This is a genomic window from Bifidobacterium sp. LH_413 (assembly GCF_056357015.1).
In genome coordinates, this window is sequence record NZ_JBKEVK010000001.1 from 679747 (window position 1) to 703816 (window position 24070).

The window sequence follows — 24070 nt, forward strand, 5'->3', positions numbered from 1 at the left end:
ACGTCATGAGCGCTTTCACGGAATTCGGCACGCTGGTCAGGAACCGGCGCGCACCCAAGGACAGACCCAAGGACACCAAGACGGCGCTGGGGTTCCTCGCGCCGTGGCTCATCGGCGCGGTGTTCCTGAGCCTGATCCCGATGCTGTATTCGCTCGTGATCTCGTTCACCAAATACAACATGATCAAGCCGCCGAGGTTCGTGGGGTTCATGAACTACCGTCACATGCTCGTCGACCCGCGGTTCCTCCACTCGCTCGAGGTCACGCTCACCTACGTGGTCGTCTCCGTGCCGCTGCAGCTCGCCGCCGCGCTCGCGCTCGCCGTGGCGCTCGACCGCGGCATGCGGGGGCTCGCCTTCTACCGCTCCGCGTTCTACCTGCCGTCGATGCTCGGCGGCTCGGTCGCCGTGGCGGTCCTGTGGAAGATGGCGTTCGGCGCCGACGGCCTGTTCAACGCGTTCCTCGGCTTCATCGGCATCGACACGTCGATGAGCTGGATCGCCAACCCGGACACCGCCAACTGGACGCTCATCGCCCTGCATGTCTGGCAGTTCGGCTCGCCGATGGTCATCTTCCTCGCGGGACTCAGGCAGATCCCGCGCGAACTGTACGAGGCGGCCAGCGTCGATGGCGCCGGCCCATGGCGCAGGTTCCGGTCGATCACCCTGCCCATGCTCTCGCCGATCATCTTCTTCAACCTGGTGATGAGCGTCATCAACTCGTTCCAGACGTTCACGCAGGCGTACGTCGTCTCCGGCGGCACCGGCGGACCGTCCGACTCGACCCTGTTCTACACGCTCTACCTCTACCAGCAGGGATTCGCCTCCCTCAGGATGGGATACGCCTCGGCGATGGCCTGGATCATGGTGCTGATCGTGGCCGCGCTCACCGGGATCAACTTCGCGCTTTCGAGGTTCTGGGTGCATTACGATGACTGACACGACAAGGACGAAGGATATGGCAACCGACAAGACGGCCGGCAGGGCGTCCGTCGTGGCCGCATGCGACGACAAGGCGGCCGCCCACGCCGATCTCGGATCGGGGGAGGGCATGATGCCGGACCGGGGCAGGGGAGCGGCGCGCGTGGTCGTGGCCGTCGCGAAGCAGATCGTCGTGCTGCTGCTCGCGATCGTCATGCTCTACCCGATCTTGTGGATGGTCGCGAGCTCGCTGCGCCCGCAGAACGAGATCTTCACGAACATGGGACTCGTCGTCACCCACCCGCTGTGGGAGAACTACGTGGCCGGATGGAACGCGCTCAGCCACCCGTTCGGCCGGTACGTCCTCAACTCGCTGATCATCGTCGTGTTCGCGATCGTCGGCAACATCCTCACCTGCTCGATGGCCGCCTACGCGTTCGCGCGCCTCGACTTCCGGTTCCGCGGTCCGCTGTTCGGCTTCATGCTGCTCATGCTCATGATCCCGATCCACGTGGTCGTCATCCCGCAGTACATCATGTGGAACTCGCTGCACATGATCAACACGTTCGTGCCGCTCATCGTGCCCAAGTTCCTCGCCATGGACGGGTTCTTCACGTTCCTGTTCTATCAGTTCCTGCGCGGGCTGCCGCGCGACCTCGACGAGGCCGCCCAGATCGACGGCGCCGGCCACGCGCGCATCTTCTTCCAAATCCTGCTGCCGCTGATGAAGCCCGCAATCGGCACCTGCGCCGTGTTCACGTTCATCTGGACGTGGAACGACTTCTTCACCCAGCTGCTCTACCTCACCAAGCCCGACATGATGACCGTGCCGATCGCCCTGCGCACGTTCATCGACTCGCAATCCCAATCCAGCTACGGCCCGATGTTCGCGATGAGCGTGGTGAGTCTCATCCCGCTGTTCCTCGTGTTCACGTTCGGGCAGCGGTATCTGGTCCAGGGCATCGCCACCACGGGAGGCAAATGATGTTCAGACGGTTGTGGAGGAAAAGCGCGAGGCTCGCGGCGGCCGTGTCGGCGGCCCTGGCCCTGTGCGCGCCAGCGGCGTGCGGCGGTTCGGTCGGAGCCTCCGACGTGCCGGTCGAGCCGGCGGAGGGCGACGTGACCATCAGGCTCGACTGGTGGGGCGGCGACGCCCGCGTCAAGGCCACCGAACAGGCCGTCAGGGCCTTCGAGAAGAAGCATCCCCGCATCCACGTCGAGACGGAATACTCCGACTGGACCGGATACTGGGACAAGCTCGCCGTCCAGTCCGCCGGAGGCAACGCGCCGGACGTCATGCAGATGGACGAGCTCTACCTCGCCTTCTACGGTTCGATGGGGTCCCTGCTCGACCTCGACAAGGCCTCGGACTATCTCGACCTCGACGGCATGGACGCCTCGCTGAAGCGGATGGGGCAGGTCGAAGGCCGTCAGGTCGCGGCGCCGATGACCACCACCCAGTACGGCGTCATCGTCAACAACGATGTGCTCGACAGGCTCGGCCTCACCCTGCCCGACACGGACCATTGGACGTGGAACGAGTTCGCCGACTTCGCGAAGCAGGTCACCGAACGCTCCGGCGGCAAGGACATCGGCGCCATCGCCCCCAACAACGGGTTCGGCCTGCAACTGTGGGCGCGCCAGCACGGCGAGCGCCTGTTCGAGGGGAACCGCATCGCCATCTCGGCCAAGACGCTGGCGTCCTTCCTCCAGCTGCCGGCCGACTGGGCCGGCAACGGCATCGAGGGCAGCGCCGAACGCTGGAGCGAGAACACGGCGGCCGCCATGAACGACAGCGACTTCGGCAAGGGGCGGCAGGCGATGATGCTCACCCAGACCACGCAGATCACCCCTTACGCCCAGGCCGCGGGAACCGACGACATGACGCTCGTCCCGCTGCCTCAGGACGATCCGGGCGTGAAGGCCATGTACCTCAAGCCCGGCATGTACTGGGCGATCTCCTCGCAGTCGCGCCATCCGGCCGAGGCGGCGATGCTCGTCGACTATCTGCTCAACGACGCCACGGCCGGGCGGATTCTCGGCACCGAGCGCGGCATCCCGGCCAACGACGCCATCCGCAGGGACCTGGCCGCGAAGGCGACCGGCACCGACCGCACGGCGCTCGACTTCGTCGACGCCATCCGCCACACGTCGGGCGAACCGCCGGCCATCACCCCGAACGGCGCCTCCGAGCTCGACAAGACCATCGTGCGCTATCAGCAGGATGTCGTCTTCGGCAAGCGCACGGCGCCCGACGCGGCGCGCGCGATGATCGCCGAACTGCAGGAGTCCATCGACTTCAACTCGTGACGCTTGCGTGACGAGGTCACACACGCGCGCCGTCGTCGAAATAGCCGCCGCGGTCGCCGGTCTGCCGCCTGCGGTTCAGGATCTTGCCGATGAGCCCGCCGAGGCCGATGATCGTGCACATGCTGAACACGAAGCTCAGCAGCCATCCCAGAATCGGCACCGAGCCGATGCCGGGGATGAACATCGTGGCGACCGAGCCGACGAGTCCGACGACGAGCAGAATCCAGCACACGAGCGTCGAACGCCTCACCGGGCCGATCTCGGGGTTCGGGGGAGTGAAGCCGCCGTCATCGTAGGAGTCCATCACCCTGTCCGTGTCGAGCCAGCTGGAACCGGTGAAATCGCGCGGCCCATGGCTGGCTCCCGTGCGTGAGAACGCGTCGGGAGCCAGGTCGTCGATGTCGATGAGCCGTTCCTTCTCGCGGCGTTCCGCGTGCTTTTCGAAGCGTTTCGCGTTGCGCGACGACGCCACCGACTTGAGCTCGTCCTTGTGCTCCGCCTCGAATGCCGCCCACGCCGCGTCGAGATTGCCGAGATCCGGCTTCGCCGCCGAGTCTCCCTTGCGGTCGTCGCCATCCGGCGTGGGGGTTGGCCGCTCGTCGCCCGCATTGGTATTGTTGAGGTCAGTCATACATACCACTCTAATGCGCGGCCATGGCCTGCGCGGGGAGGGAAACGCCAAGTGCTCTACTGGTTCTTCGTCAAAGTGTTCGGTCCCATCGCTCGCCGTCGCCTCGGCCCCACGGCCAAGGGGCTGGAGAACATCCCGCGCAAGGGCGGGGCCATCATCGCCGCCAACCATCTGGCCGTCATCGACGACGCGCTCATCCCGATCACCTGCCCGCGCATGGTGCATTTCATGGGCAAGGCCGAATACTTCGAAGGCAAGGGGATCAAGGGCAAGTTCAAGAAGTGGTGGTTCACGTCCGTGGGCGTGTTCCCCGTCGACCGTTCCGGCGGCAACAAGTCGCTGGGTGCGCTCGAGCATGCGCGCGAGATCATCGAGGACGGCCACCTGTTCGGCATCCACATCGAGGGCACGCGCAGTCCCGACGGCCGCCTGTACAAGGGGCACACGGGCGTGGCCCGCCTCGCGCTCGAGACCGGCTGCCCGATCGTGCCGACCGCGCTCATCGGCTCCGACAAGCTCCAGCCGATCGGCACGTCGATTCCGAAGAAGGGCAGGACGCAGGTGATCTACGGCAAGCCGATCCACGTGGAGAGGAAGCCCTCCGACGAGATCACGCACGACGACCTGCGTTCCCTGACCGACCATCTGACCGCCGAGATCCAGAAGCTCAGCGGCCAGGAGTACGTGCCCGAATACGCGCAGAAGATCAAGGCCGAGCTCAAGGCGAAGAAGGAGGCCGAAGCGGCCGCCGCGTGACGGAGTCCGTCTCCGCCAAGAACCCCCTCAGTCGTCCGTAGGACGACAGCTCCCCCTGAAGGGGGCGCAAGGAGACAATCCTGCGCCCCCTTCAGGGGGAGCTGGCCGGCGAAGCCGGACTGAGGGGGTTTCGCGTACCGCGTTCACACCACGCCCGCGCACTGCCCGCGCACCACGTATCACTCACACCACGGTGAGCGTGACGACCGTCTTGTTGCCCTTCTCGTCGCGTACGCGCACCTGCTGGCCCGGGTCGGGGCTCTGCAGGCGCACCGTGTGCGTCACGTCGCCGAGCGGCGCCGACTTCTTCACCTCGAGGCCGAGCGCCTCCAGCGTCTTGGATGCCTCGTCGTAGGTCTTGCCGCGCACGTCCGGGATGGTCACCATCTCCGGCCCCTTCGAGACGACCACGTCCACCGAGTCGCCCCAGTGCAGCTGCGTGTCCTTCGCGACGGACGAGGAGATCACCTTGCCGGAGTCGATCGTGTCGCTGTACTCCTCGCTCCAGTTCGCCTTGAGCTTGAGGTCGTCGAGCGCGGTGGCGGCCTCGTCCTTCGTGCGTCCGACGATGTCGGGCATGGTGACGGGCATCGGGCCCTTCGACAGGGCCACGTCGATCTCCGCGTTGTGCTTGAGCGTGGTGCCCGGGTCAGGGGAGATGCTCAGGGTCGCGCCTTCGGGCAGCGTCTCCGAGTACACGTCCTTCGACTGGTCGTGCTTCACGTTCGTGAATCCGGCCTTGCTCAATGCGTCGAGCGGGGCCTTGCCGTTCGCCGAGTTCGGGTCGAGGATGTCGTCGGGGATGGTCGCCATCCTCACGCCGCGGGACACGACCACCCTCATCGTGGGGGTGTCGCGCTTGCTCACGTGCGTGTTCACCTCGGCGTCCTTCCCGTGCAGCGTCGCGAGGATGATGTGCCCTTCCTCGATGGTGTCGCTGTATGCGGTCGACGTCTTGTAGGGGATGCCCAGCACCTTGAGCGTGCCCTCGTACGTCTTCCATGCGGCACCTTCCAGCGTGCACGCCCGGTTCTCCTCGCAGGTCACGTCGTCCGGCTTCGGCAGCTCCCAGTAGCTTCCCGGTCCGCGGTAGTACCACCATGCGCCACCCCCGCCGGCCGCGAGCGCCACGACGAGCAGCGTGACGAGCGTGATGACGATGGCCTTGCCGTGGCCTTTCCTCTTGCCGGCCGGCGCCACGTCGGCGGGAGCGGCCGGCGGTGTCGCGGCCGACACGGTCGCGGCGGCGTGCTGGACCGTCGGCCGGTCCGCGACGGTCGCGAGCGTGCCATCCATGCCGGCGAGCGGCGTGACGGCACGCGGCACCGGCGTCGTGCCCTGCGCGTCGTCTGCCACCGGCTGCAGCGCGACGGTCTCGGCGTTCGCCGTCGCCTGCGCGTCGGCGGCCGTGGTGCGCGGCGCGGCGGGCTTGTCCTCGAAATCGAACAGGCTGAGCGCCTGCGTCTCCTTCGGTTCGGCCACGGGGACGAGCACCTGCGTCGCCGCCGCCTCCATGGCCGTCGTCGGCGGCAACGTCACGGTGGCCTCCGTCGCCGGCTGCATGGCCTGCGGCAGGGCACGCGTCGGCTGCGGTTCCGCCTCGCCGCGTGCGGCGTCGTGCGGCGTCCCATCGTGCGGCGCGCCGTCCGTCGCGTCATGTTCGGGAGGCATCGGCGGTTGCGGCGGCGCGACCGGGGGAGCGGGCGGCAGTCCCGCGCCGGCGAGCCGCGCGCCGACCGCGGCGGCGCCGGCGGCCGCGCGGCCCGCGACGGGAACCGTCGTTTCACCGGACGTCGCCTCACCGGCCGGTTCCGCGTCGGGGCGACGGTACTGCCATGCCTCCACCGTGAGACCGCGCATCACGTCGCGCAGTTCCGCCGCCGCGGCCGTCGCGTCGGCGGGACGCGCGTCGATCGAGCGCGCGGTCAGATGCGCGACGAACCGCGCCACGGACGGATCGATGCCCGGGCACGGGACGGTGAGGGACGGCACGTCCTCGTGGACGTGCTTGAAGACGAGGGTGACGGGATTGTCGGAGATGAACGGTACCTGGCCGACGAGCATCTCCCACGCCATGATGCCCACCGCGTACAGGTCCCCCTGCGGCGTCGCCTCGTTGCGCTCGATGGTCTCCGGCGGCAGGTAGGCGGCGGTGCCGAGCAGCATGCCGGTGGAGGAGAGCGTCGCCTGCGAGGTGGCCTTCGCCAGACCGAAGTCGGTGATCTGCACGCGGCCGCGGTCGTTGAGCATGATGTTCTCCGGCTTGATGTCGCGGTGCACCACGTTCACCTGATGCGCGCTCGACAGGCCGTCGAGCGTCTCGGCGACGATGCGCAGCGTCTGGCGCACGCTGAACACGCCCTGGCCGTTCATCTCATGGCGCAGGTTCACGCCGTGCACGTACTCCATGACCAGATAGGCGCGCCCATCGGATTCGCCGGCGTCATACACCTGCACGACGTGCGGGTTGGCGATGCGCGCGGCGGATCTCGCCTCGCGGCGGAAGCGTTCGAGGAACTGGTCGCGGTGCGGTCCCTGCGCGAGCTGCGTGTGCATCATCTTGATGGCCACCGTGCGTCCGAGCCGTTCGTCCTGCGCCTCGTACACCGTCGCCATACCGCCCTGCGCGATCTGGCGCACGACGCGGTAGCGGCCTTCGATCACCTGGCCTACGGGGGTGTTTGCGGCTTCACTCATAGGATTGCGTCCGTGTCCTTACGTCACTCACGAAAAATCACCGGGATGCGCCCGTGGGCGACATGTCGCCCACGGGCGCATCCCCTGCCGTCCCACTCTAGCGTTCGGCCACGTCCGGCACGAAACGCGCGCACGCGTCCACGAGGCGCCTGCGGGAGTCCCCGTCGAGCCCAAGCGCGTCGATCGCGGCGAGCGAACGCTCCCACAGGCGCGTGATGCGTTCGCGTGAACGCATCACGGCGCCGGTCGAGGAGAACAGTCCGATGGCGCGGCGCACGTCCGCCTCGTCGCGTTCCGGCGCGCGGAACATCGCGGCGAGCTCGTCGTGCTCCGCGTCCGAGCCGGCCTCGAGCGCGTCGGCGAGGAGCACTGTGCGCTTGCCCTCGCGGATGTCGCCGCCCACCGGCTTGCCGCTCGTCCGGCTCGACCCGACCACGTCGATCAGATCGTCCTCCAATTGGAAGGCGAGTCCCAGCGGCACGCCCACGGAAAGCGCCCGGGCGCGCGCCTCGCCGCGTTCCGCGCCGGCCGCGAGCAGGGCGAGTTCGAGCGGCGCGATTGTCGTGTAGCTCGCCGTCTTCCACCGGAACACGCCGAGCGACGCCTCGGCCAGGGCGCGCGGGTCGTCCAGCGACGCCTGTTCGACCGCCAGGTCGAGGATCTGGCCGATCTCCACCTCGCGCTGCATGGTGAGGAACGCGGCGACCAGCGCGGACGGGTCGGCGAGCCGCCCGGCCGCGCTGTTGGCGATGTCGACGCATGCGGTGGCCAGGAGGTCGCCGAGCATGAGCCCCAGGCCGCGGCCGATCGCCGCGTCCCCCGTCCGGTCCTCCAGCGCCCGGTGCGCGCTCGGCTTGCCGCGGCGCAGGTCGGAGTCGTCGATGATGTCGTCGTGCACGAGCGCGGCCGTCTGGAACACCTCGATCGCGCACGCCATGTCCACCATCGCGTCCCGGGCCGCCGGATCGCCTCCGAACGCGTCGTACGCGGCGAGGGCGAGCAGCGCGCGCAGGCGTTTGCCGCCCTCGCTGGACGTCACGCCCTGGCCCACGACCGCGTCCATCATCGACCGGCAGGCGGCGGGGATGGGGGAGTCCGCGCCGGCGGCGTCCTCGGCGGGCACGCCGGCCCGTTCGGCCACCAGGGCGGCGATGCGCGGTTCGATCAGGGACCTGTCAAGAGCTCTCAAATCCATGCCTCTAAGTTATCCACAATGACCGCCGAAAACAACCGGATGCGGAATCGGCTCCGGCAAAGGCCCGACGGGGTGTTATCCACATTGCCCGCGGGGCGTGCGCCGGCCATGTCCCGGCCGTCATACTGGCATCACGGCCGCGGGACCCCGCGGCCGCCGACCAATCGAACATCAAGGAGGATGCCATGACACGACACCGACGCAGAAGGAAGGACGCCTCGCCGGGCGCGGGTGGACGGGCCCATCGCCCCGTGCACGCCGACAGCCCCGACGAGTGCCGGGAGTTCCTCGATGGGCTCGACGAGCTCGACGGGGACGTGATCGACGGTCTCGTCGGCCAGCTGCGCGAGGAGCGGCGCGAGCGCGGCCCCGAGGCCGGCAACAACGAATGGATGGACGGGCCGCTCGACGAGTGGCTCGACAACATCGACCACGGCCGCGTCGACCTCGACGAGGAGACCATGGCCGCGATCGCCGTCGGCATGCACGAGGTGCTGGCGATGCGCGACGCGCTGATCCTGTCGCTGATCGTCGACCGCGCCGCCTGCGACAGGGACACGCTGATGGCCATACTGTCGCGGCCGCGCACGCCTCCCGTCTCCGCCCTGGTGCGCGATCTGATGACCGCGGCGTTCGAGGGCGACGACGGGCCGGACATGGACCGCTGCCAGGCGGGGGTGACGATGTTCTCCGCTATGGCCTGCCTGATGCCGCTGTCGATGACGGCGCAGCCGTTCGCCGCCATCGCCTACGTGCTGTGGTGGCTGGGCGACTGCCGCGCGCCAGTCTACGCGCTGCGCTCGCTCGCGGCCGACGAGGGGTGCACGCTGGCGGCGATCGTGCTGGGCGCGGCCGAACGCGGGCTCGGTCCGGCGTGCAGCTGCGTGTGAGCATGCGGCCCGTCCCCGCGGCGCGCGGATTCCTTCGCGACGGGAATAATCGTCCCTATGGGGTGGTTTACTCACATAGTTGACGATTTGCCCTTGCCAGAAGTGTGCCCATGTGGTATATGAGGCGGGGCGAGGAACCGCGAGGAGGATAAGTTTGGCTACCAAGAGCACGACGGCTGGCGACAAGACCGAGGACACCAAGGACACGAAGCCCGCCGCCGCCAAGAAAGCCAGCACCGCGCGCAGGACGGCCGCGAAGAAGACGGCCGCGAAGACCACGGCACGCAAGCCCGCCGCGAAGCGTCCGCGCAGGAAGAAGGACGAGCCGGCGAAGCCGGTCGAGGCGGACGAGGTCGACGAGCTGGACGACGAGAAGGACGATCTCGACGTCGACGACCTCGACGATCTCGACGAGGACCTGGACGGCGACGACGTCGACGACGAGTCGGACGACGCGGAGGACGAGGACTCCGACGACGACCTCGACGATGACGACGACTCCGAGGACGACGACGAGGACGACAAGCCCGCCGAGGTGGAGGAGCCCAAGCAGAAGGGCGCCTTCGTCGTGCGCGACGATGACGACGACTACGAGCCGCGTCCGCGCCGCCGCGGCGGCAAGATCGGCAACCCGAAGCGCCGCGTGATCACCGCCGGCGCCACCGCCGACCCGGTCAAGGACTACCTCAAGCAGATCGGCCGCGTCAACCTGCTGAACGCCGAGCAGGAGGTCGACCTGTCCGAGCGCATCGAGGCCGGCCTGTACGCCCAGCACCTGCTGGACACCGAGGGCGACACGATGGACTTCAAGCGCAAGCGCGAGCTCAAGTGGGCGGCGAACGACGGCAAGAAGGCCAAGGACCACCTGCTCGAGGCCAACCTGCGACTCGTCGTCTCCCTCGCCAAGCGCTACACCGGCCGCGGCATGCTCTTCCTCGACCTCATCCAGGAGGGCAACCTGGGCCTGATCCGCGCCGTCGAGAAGTTCGACTGGAAGAAGGGCTTCAAGTTCTCCACGTACGCGACCTGGTGGATCCGCCAGGCCATCACCCGCGCCATGGCCGACCAGGCGCGCACCATCCGCGTGCCCGTGCACATGGTGGAGGTCATCAACAAGCTCTCCCGCGTGCAGCGCCAGATGCTGCAGGATCTCGGCCGCGAGCCCACGCCGGACGAGCTGGCGCGCGAGCTCGACATGCCGGTCGAGAAGGTGCAGGAGGTGCAGAAGTACGGCCGCGAGCCGATCTCGCTGCACACCCCGCTCGGCGAGGACGGCGACTCCGAGTTCGGCGACCTCATCGAGGACACCGACGCCATCGCCCCGTCCGACGCGGTCGCGTTCTCGCTGCTCCAGGAGCAGTTCAAGAGCGTGCTTGAGACCCTTTCGCCGCGCGAGTCCGGCGTCATCAAGATGCGCTACGGCCTCGAGGACGGCCAGCCGAAGACCCTCGACGACATCGGCCGCGTGTACGGCGTGACCCGCGAACGCATCCGCCAGATCGAGTCGAAGACCATGTCTAAGCTGCGCCACCCGTCCCGTTCGCAGACGCTGCGCGACTTCCTGGATCAGTGATCGGCGGCCGCCGACCAACCATCGTTCAACACTAGGGGATTATGGCGAAAGAGGAATACGGCGCCAAGGACCTGGCCGTCCTTGAGGGCCTGGATGCGGTGCGCAAGCGTCCGGGCATGTACATCGGCACCACCGACTCGCAGGGCCTCATGCACTGCCTGTGGGAGATCATCGACAATTCCGTCGACGAGGCGTTGGCCGGGTTCTGCACGAACATCGTCGTGACGCTGCACACCGACGGGTCGATCGAGGTGGCGGACGACGGCCGCGGCATCCCGGTCGACAAGGAGCCGAAGACCAAGCTCACCGGCGTGGAGGTCGTGCTCACCAAGCTGCACGCCGGCGCGAAGTTCGGCAACTCCTCGTACAACGCGGTCGGCGGCCTGCACGGCGTCGGCTCGTCGGTCGTCAACGCGTTGAGCTCCCGTCTTGACGTGTGGGTGGACCGCGACGGGCTCACGCACCACATGTCGTTCCACCAGGGCCATCCGGGCGTGTACGCGGACGCCGACCCGGCGAACCCCTCGCCCGACTCGCCGTTCAAGCGCACGCGCAAGAACCGGCCCACCGAGCTGGAGATCGTCGGCAAGGTGCCCGCCAAGCGCACCGGCACGCGCATCCGTTACTGGGCGGACAAGGAGATCTTCAACAGCACCGCCGAGTTCTCCTACGAGCAGCTCATCGACCGCGTGCGCCAGACCAGCTTCCTCGTGCCGGGCCTCAAGATCACCGTCATCGACGAGAACGTGCCCGAAACGGGCGACGCGTCGCTCGACGAGATGCGCGAGGTCGACGTGGCCGCGCCCGCCGAGGTCGACGCCGCGGCCGAAACCGGATCCGAGGCGGCGACCGATGCCGCCGCATCCGTCGCCGTCACGTCGGGGGATTCCGTCCCGTCCGATGCGGTCGCCGTGGCGCAGGCCGACGCCGCCGCGCACACGCACGCCCGCGTCGAGGAGTTCCTCCACACCGGCGGCGTCAGGGATTTCGTCGACTTCCTCTCCCACGGCGAGCCCATCTCCGACATCTGGCGCATCCAGGGCGAAGGCACCTACGAGGAGGAGACGCAGGCCGTCGGCGAGAACGGCGAACTGCACGCGCAGAACGTGACGCGCACCTGCGGCGTCGACATCGCCCTCAGGTGGGTGAACGGCTACGACACGGTGATGCGCAGCTTCGTCAACATCATCGAGACGCCGGGCGGCGGCATGCACGTCGACGGACTGATGAACTCGATCACCCGGCAGGTGCGCAAGGCCGTCGAGGCGAACGCGCGCAAGCTCAAGGTGAACCTCAAGGACCAGCACATGCGTGTCGAACGCGACGACATCATGGCCGGACTCGTGGCCGTCGTCACCGTGCGCATCGCCGAACCCCAGTTCCAGGGCCAGACCAAGGACGTGCTCGGCACCGCGCAGGTCAAGCCGATCGTCACCCGCATGACCGACAAGCAGTTCGGCGAGATGATCACCGGCGCCAAACGCGGCTACAAGGAGCAGTCGGCGCGCGTGCTCGAGAAGATCGTCGGCGAGATGCACGCCCGCGTCCAGTCGCGCAAGGCCAAGGAGGTCACGCGCCGCAAGAACGCGCTCGAATCCGCGTCGATGCCGTCGAAGCTGTCCGACTGCCAGCCGGGCAACGACGACGTGGCCGAACTGTTCATCGTCGAGGGCGACTCCGCGCTCGGCACCGCGAAGGCGGCCCGCAACTCCGGGTTCCAGGCGCTCCTGCCGATCCGAGGCAAGATCCTCAACGTGCAGAAGGCGTCGATTACGCAGATGCTGTCGAACAAGGAGTGCGCGGCCATCATCCAGGTGGTGGGCGCCGGAAGCGGCCAGAGCTTCGACATCGAACAGGCGCGCTACAACAAGGTCATCATGATGACCGATGCCGACGTGGACGGCGCGCACATCCGCATCCTGCTGCTCACCCTGTTCTACCGCTACATGCGCCCGCTCATCGAGCACGGCCACGTGTACGCGGCCGTGCCGCCGCTGCACCGCATCGCGCTCGCCGGTTCGCACAAGGGCGAGTACATCTACACGTATTCGGACGACGAGCTCGCCGGCAAGCTCGCCGACCTGGACCGCCGCCACATCTCCTACAACCCGGACATCCAACGCTACAAGGGTCTGGGCGAGATGGACGCCGACCAGCTGGCCGACACGACGATGGATCCGCGCACGCGCATGCTGCGCCGCATCCGCATGGAGGACGCCGCGCAGGCGGCCGAGATCTTCAGCCTGCTCATGGGCGACGACGTGCCGCCGCGCAAGGCGTTCATCGTCGAGAACGCGGACGACTTCGACCGTTCCAAGATCGACACCTGACGGTTCTCCCCATCGTGGGGATGCGGGAGGCGCGGGACGCCCGGTCGCGTGATGTCACGGCCGGGCGTTCCCATATGTGTGCGATTTGTGCGCAACCGCTACTATGCTTGTCCGATGTGAATACCGAGATGAGCGCAGAAGAAAGCGACGGCATGGACGCGGAACCGACGGAGGGATTCGTATCCGAACCTCCGGCGGACACCGAACGCATCCCCGTGATCCATCCCGACGCGGCGGCGATGCCCGCGGCGATTCCCCCCGTCACGCCGATGAGCGAACGGTCGAAGATCCAGTCGCAGGAGCGGCTCGCCTCCCTCGTGCACACCGTGGAGCAGGAGACGGCGGCCGCCGGTCTGCCGTCGCCGCTCACCCAATCCCAATCGCAGCCGCTCGTCGTGCAGGCCCCCACCCAGACCCAGCCGGTCGTGAAGGTGCCGTCGGTCGCGCGGCAGACGACGCCGCCGGTCGTCGCCAGGACGGCGGCCGCCAAACCGTCGCTGGCGAAGGCCGTGGTGGAGTCCGTCACCCAATCCATGCCGGCCGTCGTCACCAACGGCGCCGGCTCCGGCCTGAAGCCGGTGATGATGACCGGCGTCATCCCCGCCGTCATCCTCGAGGGCGGCGCGCGCCCGGTCATGCCGCAGGAGGTGCGCGACCGGCTGATCAGCCTCGAACGCGCCGAGGGGTCGGTCGCCGTCGTCGGCTCGATGAACGCCGACTACACGGTGACCACCCGACGGCTGCCCGAACCGGGCGAGACCGTCAGGGGAGGGGCGTTGAAGATCCTGCCCGGCGGCAAGGGCGCGAACCAGGCGTCCGCCGCCGCGCGTCTCGGCGCCAACGTGTGCATGTACGGCGCGGTCGGCGACGACGTGAACGCCGACTTCCTGCTCGGCGAACTCGACGCGGCCGGCGTCGACACGAGCGAGATCCTGCGCGCCGAAGGCACCAGCGGCACCACGGTCATCACCGTGGACGCCGACAACGAGAACACGATCGTCTACTCGCCGGGCGCGAACGGCAAGGTGAGCGCCGGCTACGTGCAGTCGCACCGCGAGGCGCTTGCCGCCGCGAGCGTGCTCGGCCTGTGCCTGGAAAGCCCGATGACCACCGTGATCGCCGCCGCCGAGGCCGCGCACGCGGACGGCGTCACCGTGCTGCTCAACGAATCCCCGTTCCTGCCCGAACTGCCGCACGAGCTCGTCACGTCCACCGACATCCTGCTTGTCAACGAGCATGAGGCCGCCCAGCTGCTCGAACTGGACGAGCCGGACGGCGGCGACTGGTCGGGCTGCGACTGGGACGACGTGGTCTCGCGCATCGCCGACTACGGGTTCGAGCGCGCGATCGTCACGCTCGGCGACCAGGGTTCCATCGTCATCGAGAACTACCGCTGGTACCGCGTCGACGTGGCGAAGGTGCCCGCCAAGGACACGACCGGCTGCGGCGACGCATTCATGGGCACCGTGCTCTCCGGTCTCGCCGCCGGCTACTCGCTGCTCGAATCCGCGCAGATGGCCTCCTACGTGGCCGGCTACGCCGCCACGCGCCTCGGCGCGCAGGCGTCGTTCGGCTCGGCCGCCGACGTGCTCGCCTACTTCTCCGCGTGACGGGCGCAGCGTGATCCGTCTCCCGCCGCATACGGCCCCGGGACGCCTTCGGCGTGTCCCGGGGCCGTTCTGTCATGTGCCGCCCGCTAGTATGTACGAACGTACATAACGATTGACCGTCACAGTGGAGGGAAACCATGGCAAGCCTGCTGCTCGCCGTCATCTACGTCGCCTTCATATCGCTCGGCCTGCCCGACGCCCTGCTCGGCGCCGCATGGCCGACGATGAGCCAGGATCTCGGCGCCCCCGTCTCGTGGGAGGGCGGCATCTCGATGACCATCTCCGCGGCGACCATCTGCTCCGCGCTCCTGTCCGACCGTCTCACCCTGCGGTTCGGCACGGGCCGCGTCACCGCCGCATCCGTCGCCATCACCGCCGCCGCCCTGATCGGCTTCTCCGTCGCCCCCAACTACTGGGTGCTGGTGCTCATCGCCATCCCCTACGGGCTGGGTGCCGGCGGCGTCGACGCGGCGCTCAACAACTACGTGGCCATCCACTACGAGAGCCGCCACATGAGCTGGCTGCACTGCATGTGGGGCGTCGGTGCGCTGATCGGCCCCTACGTGATGGGCCATGCGCTCGCCGGAGGTCAGGGGTGGCCGTGGGGCTACCGGTACATCGGATTCCTGCAGATCGGCCTGACCGCGATCCTCCTCCTCAGCCTGCCGTTGTGGAAGTCGCGCAAGGCGGCCGCGGCTCCGGCTCCCTCCGGGCCCGACGCCGATTCCGATTCCGACGCCGGCTCCGGCGACGGCGCGCAGGGCGCTCCGTCCGCCGAGCCCCGCAAGTCGCTCGGCCTCAAAGGAGTGCTCGCCATCCGCGGTGCGCGCGAGATCCTCATCATGTTCCTGTGCTATTGCGCCATCGAGCAGACCGCCATGCTGTGGGGATCCAGCTACATGGTGCTCGGCCAAGGCATCGACAAGACCACCGCCGCCCGCTGGGCCAGCCTGTTCTGCATCGGCATCACCGTGGGGCGCGGCCTGAGCGGCTTCATCACGATGAAGCTGTCCGACCCGGCGATGATCCGCCTCGGACAGGCGCTCATCGCGCTCGGCGCCGTCACCATGCTCATCCCGCTGCCGAACCACATCGGCGTGCTCGCCGGCCTCATGATCGTCGGCCTCGGCTGCGCACCCGTCTACCCGTGCGTCATCCACTCCACGCCCGGATACTTCGGCGAGGAGAACTCGCAGGCCATCATCGGCGTGCAGATGGCGTTCGCCTACGTCGGCTCCATGCTCATGCCGCCGCTGTTCGGACTCATCGCCCAGTACGTGAGCATCGGCCTGTTCCCGTTCTATCTGTTCGCGTTCCTCCTGCTCATGGTCGTCATGCACGAGGTGTTGCGCCGCAAGCGCGCGTGACGGTCACATCGCCGCCATCGCGCCCGCCGCGTCGAACCCGTGGGCCGCGTTGTACGCGTCGACCAACGCCATCGGATCGCACCATCCGAGCGCGACGTACCAGACGACGAACAGGACGAAGCACGTCGCGACCAACGGCAGCCGGTCCACGCGCATGCGCACCGTCGCCGTCTTCACGAGACACAGCACAAGCACCACGGCCAGCAGGCCGATGAACGTCAACGACGCGAACCTCAGCCACGTGAGCCCGTACGCGCCCACATACAGGCCGAGCCGCATGCCCGCCGAGACCAGCATCACGCCCGTCGCCGCGACGAGCGCGACGAGCATCGCCGTCACCGTGCGCGTGCGCGGCGCGTAGGAAAGCACGACGCCGAACACGCCCAGATCGATCGCGGCGACCAGCAGCAGCTGGAAGAACCCGCCGCGCGCATACTCGGCGTACGTCATGCCGTCCGGCAGGCCCGCGCCCGCGAACAGGAACGCGAACTGCACCGCGCAGAACACGGCGTACAGGGCGAGCACCGCGCCCAGCACGATCGCCGTCACCATCGGATCCAACGACAACGAGATCCGCCTGCCGTACAGTCCGGCGACCGCGCCATCGCGCATGTCCTGGTTCGCGAGCAGCGAGAACATGAACGGGAGCGCGGTCAGCACGAACCCCGCATGCCAGGCGAACGCCGTCACGTCGACGTCCGCGGCGAGGCGGGAGAGGGCGTAGGCGAAGACCATGTCGGCGCTCGCCAGCAGCGTGCCCAGGACGACGAGCATCGGTACGGCGATGGCCATCGCCAGTCCGATGCGTCGCATCGTCGGACGACGGTCGCCGTTCGGGACGGTGTGGGTGGTGGTGCGGGCGATTCCGGCGACGGCCCTGCCGAACGCTCCCAATCCGGAGAACGGCTGCACCGCCCAGCCGGTCAGCCAGCGCAACGCGACGCCGGCGGGGCGCCACGCGTCGAACCGGCCGTTCACGAGCTGCAGGTGCAGCATGAGCAGCGCGGGCACGGCCATGAACATCGTGAACGGATAGGTGACGTCGTACGCCGTGAGCGCGCCGGCCATGTCCGTCGCCGTCCAGACGGCGCAGGCGACGACGGCCGCGGCGACGAACCACGTCAGCGGGCGGCGGGAGGCCGTCCGCCAGTGCAGCAGGGTCGTCGTCGCCATGCAGACGGTCCAGAAGACGGCGATCGGCGTGAACGGGGATGCGTATCGGAACGGCGCCGCGATGACGAGACGGTCGAACGCCACGACGACGAGCAGCGAGACGGCGAGTGTGAGGATGGTCCGCGTCGAGGGTTTCGCGGCGGCGGGTGACGGTCGTGCGGTCGTTGGCCGCGTGGCGGGTGGTTGCGTAACGGGTGGTTGCGTGGTGGTCGATGGTCGCGGATTCATGTCGTGCTCCTTCGATGATGCGTGCGGCGGGCCGTCCGTCGCTTCGTCGTGCTTTGCCCTCACCGTAAGCTATCGAAAAACGATAGATGATTATCGAGATACGATTCTTCACCGAATTTGCATATCGAATTTCGATAGGTTATTATCGTCGTGCGATTGCAATGATGCGCTGCGCCAGTTCGGGATGGGTTCAGGTGCATGCGACAAGGAAGGCGGTGGGGCATATGGCTGGCGTCGATCGATCGGACGGGAGTGATGTACCCGACGTGCGGCTCTGGAAGGAGTATTACCCCACGGCGATCGCCGTGCTCAAGGCGATGATCGTCCTCTTCGAACTGATCTGCCTGTGGGGGCAGTACGCCGTGGTCGTACTCTCCGGCGACATCGTCGCCACGTACCCGGAGCTCGCCTCCGCCCGATGGCCGTACGCCATCGCCGGCGTGCTCGGCATCCTGTGCTTCGAGGTCGCGCTGATCCCCCTGTGGCGGCTGCTCACGCTCGCCAAACGGCGCGACGTGTTCTCCGGCAAGGCCGTCACGTGGACCGACGCCATCATCGCATGCGCCGCCGCCGAAGGCGCGCTCGTCCTGTTCGTGCTGCTCTACGGATCGCTCGCGCACGCCGAATATTACGATCCGACCCAAGGCGTCGCCGCGGACGTCGCGATGGGCGCCGCCGCCATGAGCGCGGCGTGCGTCGTCGCATTGCTGCTCATCGCCGCGTTCGTTCTCCTCATGCTCGTCATGAGGTCCCTGCTCAAAGCCGCCATCGCGCAACGCGACGAACTCGAGGCGGTGATCTGAATGGCCATCCGCGTGAACATCGACGTCATGCTCGCCAAACGCAAGATGAGCGTCGGCGAGCTCGCCGAGCGCATCGGCATCACGCCCGTCAACGTATCCGTGCTCAAGAACGGCCGCGCCAAGGCGATACGCTTCACCACGCTCGACCGGCTCTGCGCGGCCCTCGACTGCCAGCCCGGCGACATCCTCGAATACGTGGAGGACTGACCGGCCGGAGCCATCGGGCCGAGGTCCGGGCGGGCGTGTGTCGCGTGTCCGCGGCCGAGCCGATAATCGAACATATGTGCGAAGGATTGGAATCGTTCTCGGAGCCCACGAGGGTCTGGTTCCAGCGCGCCTTCGGCGAGCCGACCGAAGCCCAGCGCGGGGCATGGCCGGCCATCCGTTCCGGCAGGCACGTGCTCGTCGTCGCCCCTACCGGTTCCGGCAAGACCCTCGCCGCCTTCCTCTCCGCCATCGACCGCCTGATGGGGGCCTCCGAGAAGCGTGCCGCCCACGGCGTGCGCATCCTCTACATCTCCCCGCTGAAGGCGCTCGCCGTCGACGTGGCCAGGAACCTCGAAGCGCCGCTCGACGGCATCGCCCGCGAATGCGAAACGCTCGGCCTGCCCGCGCCGCGCATCCGCGTCGCCACGCGCAGCGGCGACACCACGCCCAAGGAACGCCGCGCCATCGCCGCCCACCCGCCGGACATCCTCGTCACCACGCCCGAATCGCTCTACCTGCTGCTCACCTCCAAGGCGCGACGCATCCTCAAGACCGTGGACACGGTCATCGTCGACGAAGTGCACGCGCTCGCCGGCACCAAGCGAGGCGCGCATCTCGCCCTGAGCCTCGAACGGCTCGACGGCCTCGTCGCCGCGGACGCGCCCGTGCAGCGCATCGGCCTGTCCGCCACCGTGAACCCGCCCGCCGAAGCGGCGCGGTTCCTCGGCGGAAACTGGCCCGTCACGATCGTGAACCCCGGTTCGCGTCCCGACATGGATCTGAAGGTCATCGAACCATTGGCGGACATGCGCGACCTCTCCTCCGCGAACGTGCCGAACCGCGCCGGCGGTGTCGATGCGCCGCGTGCCGACGCGCCGCACATCTCCGGCGTGACGCCCGCCATGCAACGGCTCGCCGAACGCAAAGGCCTCGCCGACCGTGATTCCTCCACGGCGATCATCGGCGCGGCAGGCGACCGCACAAGCGGGTCGATCTGGCCGGTCGTCGAGGCGAGCGTGCTCGACGAGATCCTCGCCCACCGGACCACGCTCGTGTTCGTCAACTCGCGCGGACTCGCCGAGAAACTCACCGCGCGGTTGAACGACCTGTACGCCGAACGCCGGGGGAGCGGGGGCTCCGTCACCTCTCCTACGGCGGCAGACATGGGATCGCCCGAAGGGCGCGAACGGTTCGCCGCGCACTACGACGCGGTCGTCGGCGGCACCACGCAGCTCGTCGGCTCGCACAAGCCGGACGACGTGATCGCGATGGCGCACCACGGCTCCGTGTCGAAGGACCGGCGCAAACAGATCGAGGAACGGCTGAAGCGCGGCGAACTCAAATGTGTGGTCGCGACGAGCAGCCTCGAACTCGGCATCGACATGGGGTCGGTCGACCTCGTCATCCAGATCGCGCCGCCCCTGTCCGTCGCATCCGGACTGCAGCGCGTCGGTCGCGCCGACCACCACGTCGGCGGCGTCTCGCACGCCCTGTTCTACCCGCTGACGCGCGAACAGATCATCGGCGTCACCGCCGCCATCGAACGCATGCGCGCCGGCGGCCTCGAACCATTGGCCATACCGCGCAACCCGCTCGACGTTCTCGCCCAGCAGACCGTGGCCGCCGCCGCGATGGACGACCTCGATCCGGACGCCTGGTATGCGGCCGTACGCCGCGCCGCGCCGTTCGCCGAACTCGACCGGAGCATATTCGACGCGGTCATGGGCATGCTCACCGGTGCCTACGACACCGAGGAGTTCTCCGCGTTCCGCCCGCCGCTCATGTGGAACCACGAGGCGAACCGCATCTCGGCGCGGCCCGGCGCGCAACGGCTCGCCGTCACCTCCGGCGGCACCATCCCGGACCGCGGCCTCTACACGGTCGTCCTGCCCGAAGCGGACGGCAACCAAGGGAGACGGAGGGTCGGCGAACTCGACGAGGAGATGGTGTACGAATCACGCGTCGGCGACGTCATCACGCTCGGCACCTCCACCTGGCAAATCCAGGAGATCACGCACGACCGGGTCGTCGTCACGCCCGCCCCCGGCCGCACCGCGCGCCTGCCGTTCTGGCACGGCGAGGAATCCGGCCGCGACGCCGGCTTCGGACAGGCCAAAGGCCACCTCATCCGAGACCTCGCCGCCGGCCTCACCATTTCCCGCTCCCCCTGTGAGGGGGAGCTGTCCACAAAGCGGACCGAGGGAGCAATGACGACGACCGACCAACATTGCTCCCCCTTCGAGGGGGAGCTGTCCGCAAAGCGGACTGAGGGGGTATCACCATCGTCCCCATCCTTCACCCCGTCCGTCCTCGCGCGCCTCGACGCCGACGGTCTCGACCGCAACGCCGTCGACAATCTCGCCCGGCTGCTCGCCGAACAGCAGGTGGCCACCGGCGTCATCCCCTCCGACCGCACGATCGTCATCGAACGATGCCCGGACGAGGAAGGCGACCAACGCGTCATCATCCACTCGCCATACGGCAGACGCGTCCACGAACCATGGTCGATGGCCATCACCACGCGTCTGAAGCAACGCTACGGATTCGACGGGCAGGCCTACGCGGCCGACGACGGCATCGTCATCCGCATCCCCGACGGCGTCGGCGACGTCCCCGCACGCGACCTGCTCCTGTTCGACCCCGACGAGCTCACGCGCATCGTCGAACGCGAGGTGGGGGAGAGCGTGCTCTACGCGGCACGGTTCCGTGAATGCGCCGCACGCTCCCTCTACCTGCCGCGCACCGAACCCGGCCGGCGCGTGCCGCTGTGGCAGCAGAGGCTCCGCGCCGCCCAACTGCTCGCCGCCGCACGCACGCGACGCAACTTCCCGCTGCTGCTCGAAACCGCGCGCGAATGTCTCCAGGACGTCTACGATCTCAAGGCCCTGCGCGACCTGATGATCGGACTCGACGCCGGAACCATCGTCATGAAGGACACGGCCACCGAAACGCCGTCCCCGTTCGCCGAGAACCTGCTGTTCGGCTTCGTCGGATCCGTCATGTACCAGTACGACGTGCCGCAGGCCGAACGCAGCGTGCGCATGCTGTCCATGGACCCCGATGTGCTCGAACGGCTGCTCGGCAACGCCGACATGAGCGCCGTGCTCGACCCGGACGTGATCGCCGACGTCTCGCGGGAACTCGCCGGACGCACGTTCTGGAACGAACTCGCCGCCGACGACGTGACCGGACGCGTCACCCGCTACGCGAAGACCCACGGGCCGTTCACCGCGGACCGGATGATCGCCGACCTCGGCATCGACGCGACCGAAGCCGTGCACGCGTTGGACGGACTCGAACAGCGCGGCGAACTGCTGCACGGACGGTTCATGGATGACGCCGGGGATGCCGGGGACGTCGACGGTGGCGCGGACACTCCGGAGCGTGCGGGGAGCAAGCCGACGCAATGGCTGCATCGCGACGTGTTCCGCCGCATCCGCGCGCGGTCGCTCGCCAAGGCGCGCGAGGCGATACGACCCGTGCCGGCCGCCGCGTACCAGTCGTTCCTGCTGCAACGGCAGGGCGTCGGACCGGTCGGAGGCGAGACATACGAGGGCGCGGACGGGCTGATGCGCGTCATCGAGCAACTGGAGGGTGTGACGCTGCCCGCAGCCGTCTGGGAGTCGTCGGTGTTCCCGGCGCGCGTCGCCGGATACACGCCCGCCATGCTCGACGAACTGCTCGCCGGCGGCGAAGCGGCATGGTTCGGCTCCAAAACCGGCAGCACGAAACCCGCAGATACCGGCCTCATCGCCTTCCACCCCGCCGACTCCCCCCTGCTGGAACGGCAGTCCGGGGGAGAGAACACTGAAAAAAGTCCGTATGCCGCGGCCATCCTCGCCGCACTATCCTCCGGCGGCGCCTACCACGCGGCCCAGCTTGCCGACGCCGCAAAACACGTCTGGACCACGATCGCCGAGCCCGACATCGACGCCGCGACCGGCGAGATCCTCCTGCCCGAGTGGGATATGACACGCTTCGAGGAGGCGCTGTGGACGCTCGTCTGGCAGGGGAAGGTGACCAACAGCTCGTTCGCACCCGTGCGCGCATTGGGAGCCGGCACGCGCAAGGTGCGCACGCCGTCGCGCGCGTCGCGCCGGCGCATCCGCATGCGGCCCGCGACGCCGATGACGTTGGCGGGATTGTGGTCCGCGGTCGGCATGGCGGACGCGGATGACGTACCGGACACGGACGATATGGGGAACGTGGAGAACATGAGTGCCGACGGCGGCGAGCGGCGCGCGCTCGAACTGGTGGAGATCCTGCTCGACCGGTACGGCGTCATCGCCCAGCCGCTGGTCGACAAGGAGAATCTGCCCGGCGGATTCCCCGCGCTGTATCCGCTGCTCAAACGCATGGAGGAGCATGGGCGTCTCGCACGCGGCATGTTCGTCGAAGGATTCGGTGCCGCCCAATTCGCCGAACGGGAGACGGTCGACGAACTGCGGCGGGCCGGAGGCGACGGGCGCGGTGGAACTGGTGCGTCGGAGGTGTCGGGTGGACCGGGGGAGCCGGGCGTGGCGTCCGGGCATATGCGCTCGCCGGCGGCGTTGTCCGTGCTCGACCCGGCGAACCTGTACGGCTCGGCATTGCCCTGGCCGTCCGCGCCGGCGGGAGCATCCAAGCCGGTGCGGCGCGAAGGCGGCATCGTCGTGCTGGCCGCCGGCGGGCCGGTCGCCTATGCGACACCGAAATCGAAGCATCTGACGGTGTTCGCCGGCGGCGTGCCGGACGCCGGGGCCGACGCGAGGCTGCGTCTCGGTCTGACCGAACTCGCCTACGCGCTGCGCCGCGGCGGCGCGGAAGGCGTGGCCGCACGCACCATCACGTTCGCCGACGTGAACGGCGTGCCATTGAACGCACGCAACCCATATACGCACGTCCTCCACCAGGCCGGTTTCACCCCCGTGCCGCAGGGCATGCGATTGTACTGAACGGGACGGGCGGGCTCAGCCAATCGCGGGACGCACGTCGAGCGTACAGACGACGCCCGTCTCCCGACGCACCCATTCGATGGCCTGCAACGCGGCGATGTTCCACAGGGCGTGTGGGATGCCGCCCAGATCGGGCTGCTCCGCCCAGAAGGTCACGTCGTCGTCGAACACGGTGACGACCGTATCCTCCTCGGCCGGGGTGATCATCCGGTACAGGCGTTTCGCGAGCGTCGCGACGAACTCGTTCGCGGCGGCGAACGTGTCGTTGAGATGCTGGTCGGCGGTCACGGGCGGGCCGACCAGCTCCCACGACTCCACGTCGGAGGCGTCCCAGTGCGCGGACTCGCCGCCAACCTTGCGTTCGATGGTCACGAACAGGCGGGCGAACTCGCCCGAAGTCAATCCTGTGACCCGCCTGCGCGTCGCCAGTTCGATGGGCGTCATCG

Annotated in this window: 17 protein-coding genes; 12 read left to right on the forward strand and 5 right to left on the reverse strand. The window is 68.3% G+C overall.

Translation table 11 applies throughout. The features are described from left to right. Positions 1-5: 5 nt before the first annotated feature. Genes AC1AYN_RS02590 through AC1AYN_RS02600 form a run of 3 tightly spaced genes read left to right on the forward strand, consistent with a single transcriptional unit; the run spans position 6 to position 3230 of the window. Positions 6-938 (forward strand): carbohydrate ABC transporter permease, encoded by a 933-nt coding sequence (locus tag AC1AYN_RS02590; RefSeq protein WP_476531883.1) that lies wholly within the window; start codon positions 6-8, stop codon positions 936-938. 19 nt (positions 939-957) lie between these two features. After that, positions 958-1905 carry a carbohydrate ABC transporter permease gene (locus tag AC1AYN_RS02595; protein WP_476531884.1) on the forward strand — a complete coding sequence of 316 codons (948 nt, stop codon included), beginning with the start codon at positions 958-960 and terminating at the stop codon, positions 1903-1905. After that, on the forward strand, positions 1902-3230 hold the full coding sequence (locus tag AC1AYN_RS02600; protein WP_476531886.1) for an ABC transporter substrate-binding protein: 1329 nt from the start codon (positions 1902-1904) through the stop codon (positions 3228-3230). Before AC1AYN_RS02595 ends, AC1AYN_RS02600 begins: the two co-directional genes overlap by 4 nt. Before the next feature lie 16 nt (positions 3231-3246). Here AC1AYN_RS02600 and AC1AYN_RS02605 read toward each other — a convergent pair whose 3' ends face one another. Next, entirely contained in the window at positions 3247-3861 is a 615-nt protein-coding gene (locus AC1AYN_RS02605) for a hypothetical protein (protein ID WP_476531887.1), read from the reverse strand. Positions 3862-3912: 51 nt separating this feature from the next. On the opposite strand from AC1AYN_RS02605, the gene AC1AYN_RS02610 reads away from it, so the two are divergent. Further along, positions 3913-4617 (forward strand): lysophospholipid acyltransferase family protein, encoded by a 705-nt coding sequence (locus AC1AYN_RS02610; RefSeq protein WP_476531889.1) that lies wholly within the window; start codon positions 3913-3915, stop codon positions 4615-4617. A gap of 183 nt (positions 4618-4800) precedes the next feature. Here the strand turns inward: AC1AYN_RS02610 and AC1AYN_RS02615 are convergent, their stop codons facing one another. After that, positions 4801-7314: a protein kinase domain-containing protein gene (locus tag AC1AYN_RS02615; protein ID WP_476531890.1), complete on the reverse strand. Its 2514-nt coding sequence runs from the start codon at positions 7312-7314 to the stop codon at positions 4801-4803. Positions 7315-7411: 97 nt separating this feature from the next. Next, positions 7412-8509: a polyprenyl synthetase family protein gene (locus tag AC1AYN_RS02620; RefSeq protein WP_476501872.1), complete on the reverse strand. Its 1098-nt coding sequence runs from the start codon at positions 8507-8509 to the stop codon at positions 7412-7414. Positions 8510-8694: 185 nt separating this feature from the next. On the opposite strand from AC1AYN_RS02620, the gene AC1AYN_RS02625 reads away from it, so the two are divergent. The 5 genes from AC1AYN_RS02625 (at position 8695) to AC1AYN_RS02645 (ending at position 16279) form a co-directional block, all read left to right on the forward strand. After that, on the forward strand, positions 8695-9399 hold the full coding sequence (locus AC1AYN_RS02625; protein WP_476531892.1) for a DUF4192 domain-containing protein: 705 nt from the start codon (positions 8695-8697) through the stop codon (positions 9397-9399). 154 nt (positions 9400-9553) lie between these two features. Further along, a complete protein-coding gene (locus AC1AYN_RS02630; protein WP_476501870.1) occupies positions 9554-10972 on the forward strand; it encodes an RNA polymerase sigma factor in 1419 nt (472 codons plus the stop codon). A 41-nt stretch (positions 10973-11013) separates the two neighbouring features. Next, the gene (locus tag AC1AYN_RS02635; protein WP_476531894.1) at positions 11014-13302 is read left to right on the forward strand and encodes a DNA gyrase/topoisomerase IV subunit B; all 2289 of its coding nucleotides are present in this window, start codon (positions 11014-11016) and stop codon (positions 13300-13302) included. Positions 13303-13937: 635 nt separating this feature from the next. Then, positions 13938-14912 carry a ribokinase gene (locus AC1AYN_RS02640; protein ID WP_476532317.1) on the forward strand — a complete coding sequence of 325 codons (975 nt, stop codon included), beginning with the start codon at positions 13938-13940 and terminating at the stop codon, positions 14910-14912. Positions 14913-15049: 137 nt separating this feature from the next. Beyond that, positions 15050-16279 (forward strand): MFS transporter, encoded by a 1230-nt coding sequence (locus AC1AYN_RS02645; RefSeq protein ID WP_476531896.1) that lies wholly within the window; start codon positions 15050-15052, stop codon positions 16277-16279. Positions 16280-16282: 3 nt separating this feature from the next. On the opposite strand, the gene AC1AYN_RS02650 is transcribed toward AC1AYN_RS02645, so the two are convergent. Beyond that, positions 16283-17680 (reverse strand): DUF4153 domain-containing protein, encoded by a 1398-nt coding sequence (locus AC1AYN_RS02650; RefSeq protein ID WP_476531898.1) that lies wholly within the window; start codon positions 17678-17680, stop codon positions 16283-16285. A 224-nt stretch (positions 17681-17904) separates the two neighbouring features. On the opposite strand from AC1AYN_RS02650, the gene AC1AYN_RS02655 reads away from it, so the two are divergent. The 3 genes from AC1AYN_RS02655 to AC1AYN_RS02665 all read left to right on the forward strand — a co-directional run bounded on the left by AC1AYN_RS02655 (position 17905) and on the right by AC1AYN_RS02665 (position 23624). Further along, entirely contained in the window at positions 17905-18483 is a 579-nt protein-coding gene (locus AC1AYN_RS02655; RefSeq protein ID WP_476531900.1) for a DUF2975 domain-containing protein, read from the forward strand. After that, on the forward strand, positions 18484-18690 hold the full coding sequence (locus tag AC1AYN_RS02660) for a helix-turn-helix domain-containing protein (protein ID WP_476501865.1): 207 nt from the start codon (positions 18484-18486) through the stop codon (positions 18688-18690). 74 nt (positions 18691-18764) lie between these two features. After that, a complete protein-coding gene (locus AC1AYN_RS02665; RefSeq protein WP_476531902.1) occupies positions 18765-23624 on the forward strand; it encodes a DEAD/DEAH box helicase in 4860 nt (1619 codons plus the stop codon). A gap of 15 nt (positions 23625-23639) precedes the next feature. On the opposite strand, the gene AC1AYN_RS02670 is transcribed toward AC1AYN_RS02665, so the two are convergent. Then, positions 23640-24068, reverse strand: coding sequence for a hypothetical protein (locus AC1AYN_RS02670; protein WP_476531903.1), 429 nt, complete (start codon positions 24066-24068; stop codon positions 23640-23642). Between the last annotated feature and the right edge of the window lie 2 nt (positions 24069-24070).

What these genes read in the sequence shown, in the direction of transcription:
- AC1AYN_RS02625 (WP_476531892.1), top strand. Translation starts at nt 8,695, where the DNA reads ATGACACGACACCGACGCAGAAGGAAGGACGCCTCGCCGGGCGCGGGT.
- AC1AYN_RS02655 (WP_476531900.1), top strand. Translation starts at nt 17,905, where the DNA reads ATGGCTGGCGTCGATCGATCGGACGGGAGTGATGTACCCGACGTGCGG.
- AC1AYN_RS02650 (WP_476531898.1), bottom strand. Translation starts at nt 17,680, where the DNA reads ATGAATCCGCGACCATCGACCACCACGCAACCACCCGTTACGCAACCA.
- AC1AYN_RS02605 (WP_476531887.1), bottom strand. Translation starts at nt 3,861, where the DNA reads ATGACTGACCTCAACAATACCAATGCGGGCGACGAGCGGCCAACCCCC.
- AC1AYN_RS02660 (WP_476501865.1), top strand. Translation starts at nt 18,484, where the DNA reads ATGGCCATCCGCGTGAACATCGACGTCATGCTCGCCAAACGCAAGATG.
- AC1AYN_RS02665 (WP_476531902.1), top strand. Translation starts at nt 18,765, where the DNA reads ATGTGCGAAGGATTGGAATCGTTCTCGGAGCCCACGAGGGTCTGGTTC.
- AC1AYN_RS02595 (WP_476531884.1), top strand. Translation starts at nt 958, where the DNA reads ATGGCAACCGACAAGACGGCCGGCAGGGCGTCCGTCGTGGCCGCATGC.
- AC1AYN_RS02600 (WP_476531886.1), top strand. Translation starts at nt 1,902, where the DNA reads ATGATGTTCAGACGGTTGTGGAGGAAAAGCGCGAGGCTCGCGGCGGCC.
- AC1AYN_RS02640 (WP_476532317.1), top strand. Translation starts at nt 13,938, where the DNA reads ATGCCGCAGGAGGTGCGCGACCGGCTGATCAGCCTCGAACGCGCCGAG.
- AC1AYN_RS02620 (WP_476501872.1), bottom strand. Translation starts at nt 8,509, where the DNA reads ATGGATTTGAGAGCTCTTGACAGGTCCCTGATCGAACCGCGCATCGCC.
- AC1AYN_RS02590 (WP_476531883.1), top strand. Translation starts at nt 6, where the DNA reads ATGAGCGCTTTCACGGAATTCGGCACGCTGGTCAGGAACCGGCGCGCA.
- AC1AYN_RS02670 (WP_476531903.1), bottom strand. Translation starts at nt 24,068, where the DNA reads ATGACGCCCATCGAACTGGCGACGCGCAGGCGGGTCACAGGATTGACT.
- AC1AYN_RS02635 (WP_476531894.1), top strand. Translation starts at nt 11,014, where the DNA reads ATGGCGAAAGAGGAATACGGCGCCAAGGACCTGGCCGTCCTTGAGGGC.
- AC1AYN_RS02645 (WP_476531896.1), top strand. Translation starts at nt 15,050, where the DNA reads ATGGCAAGCCTGCTGCTCGCCGTCATCTACGTCGCCTTCATATCGCTC.
- AC1AYN_RS02615 (WP_476531890.1), bottom strand. Translation starts at nt 7,314, where the DNA reads ATGAGTGAAGCCGCAAACACCCCCGTAGGCCAGGTGATCGAAGGCCGC.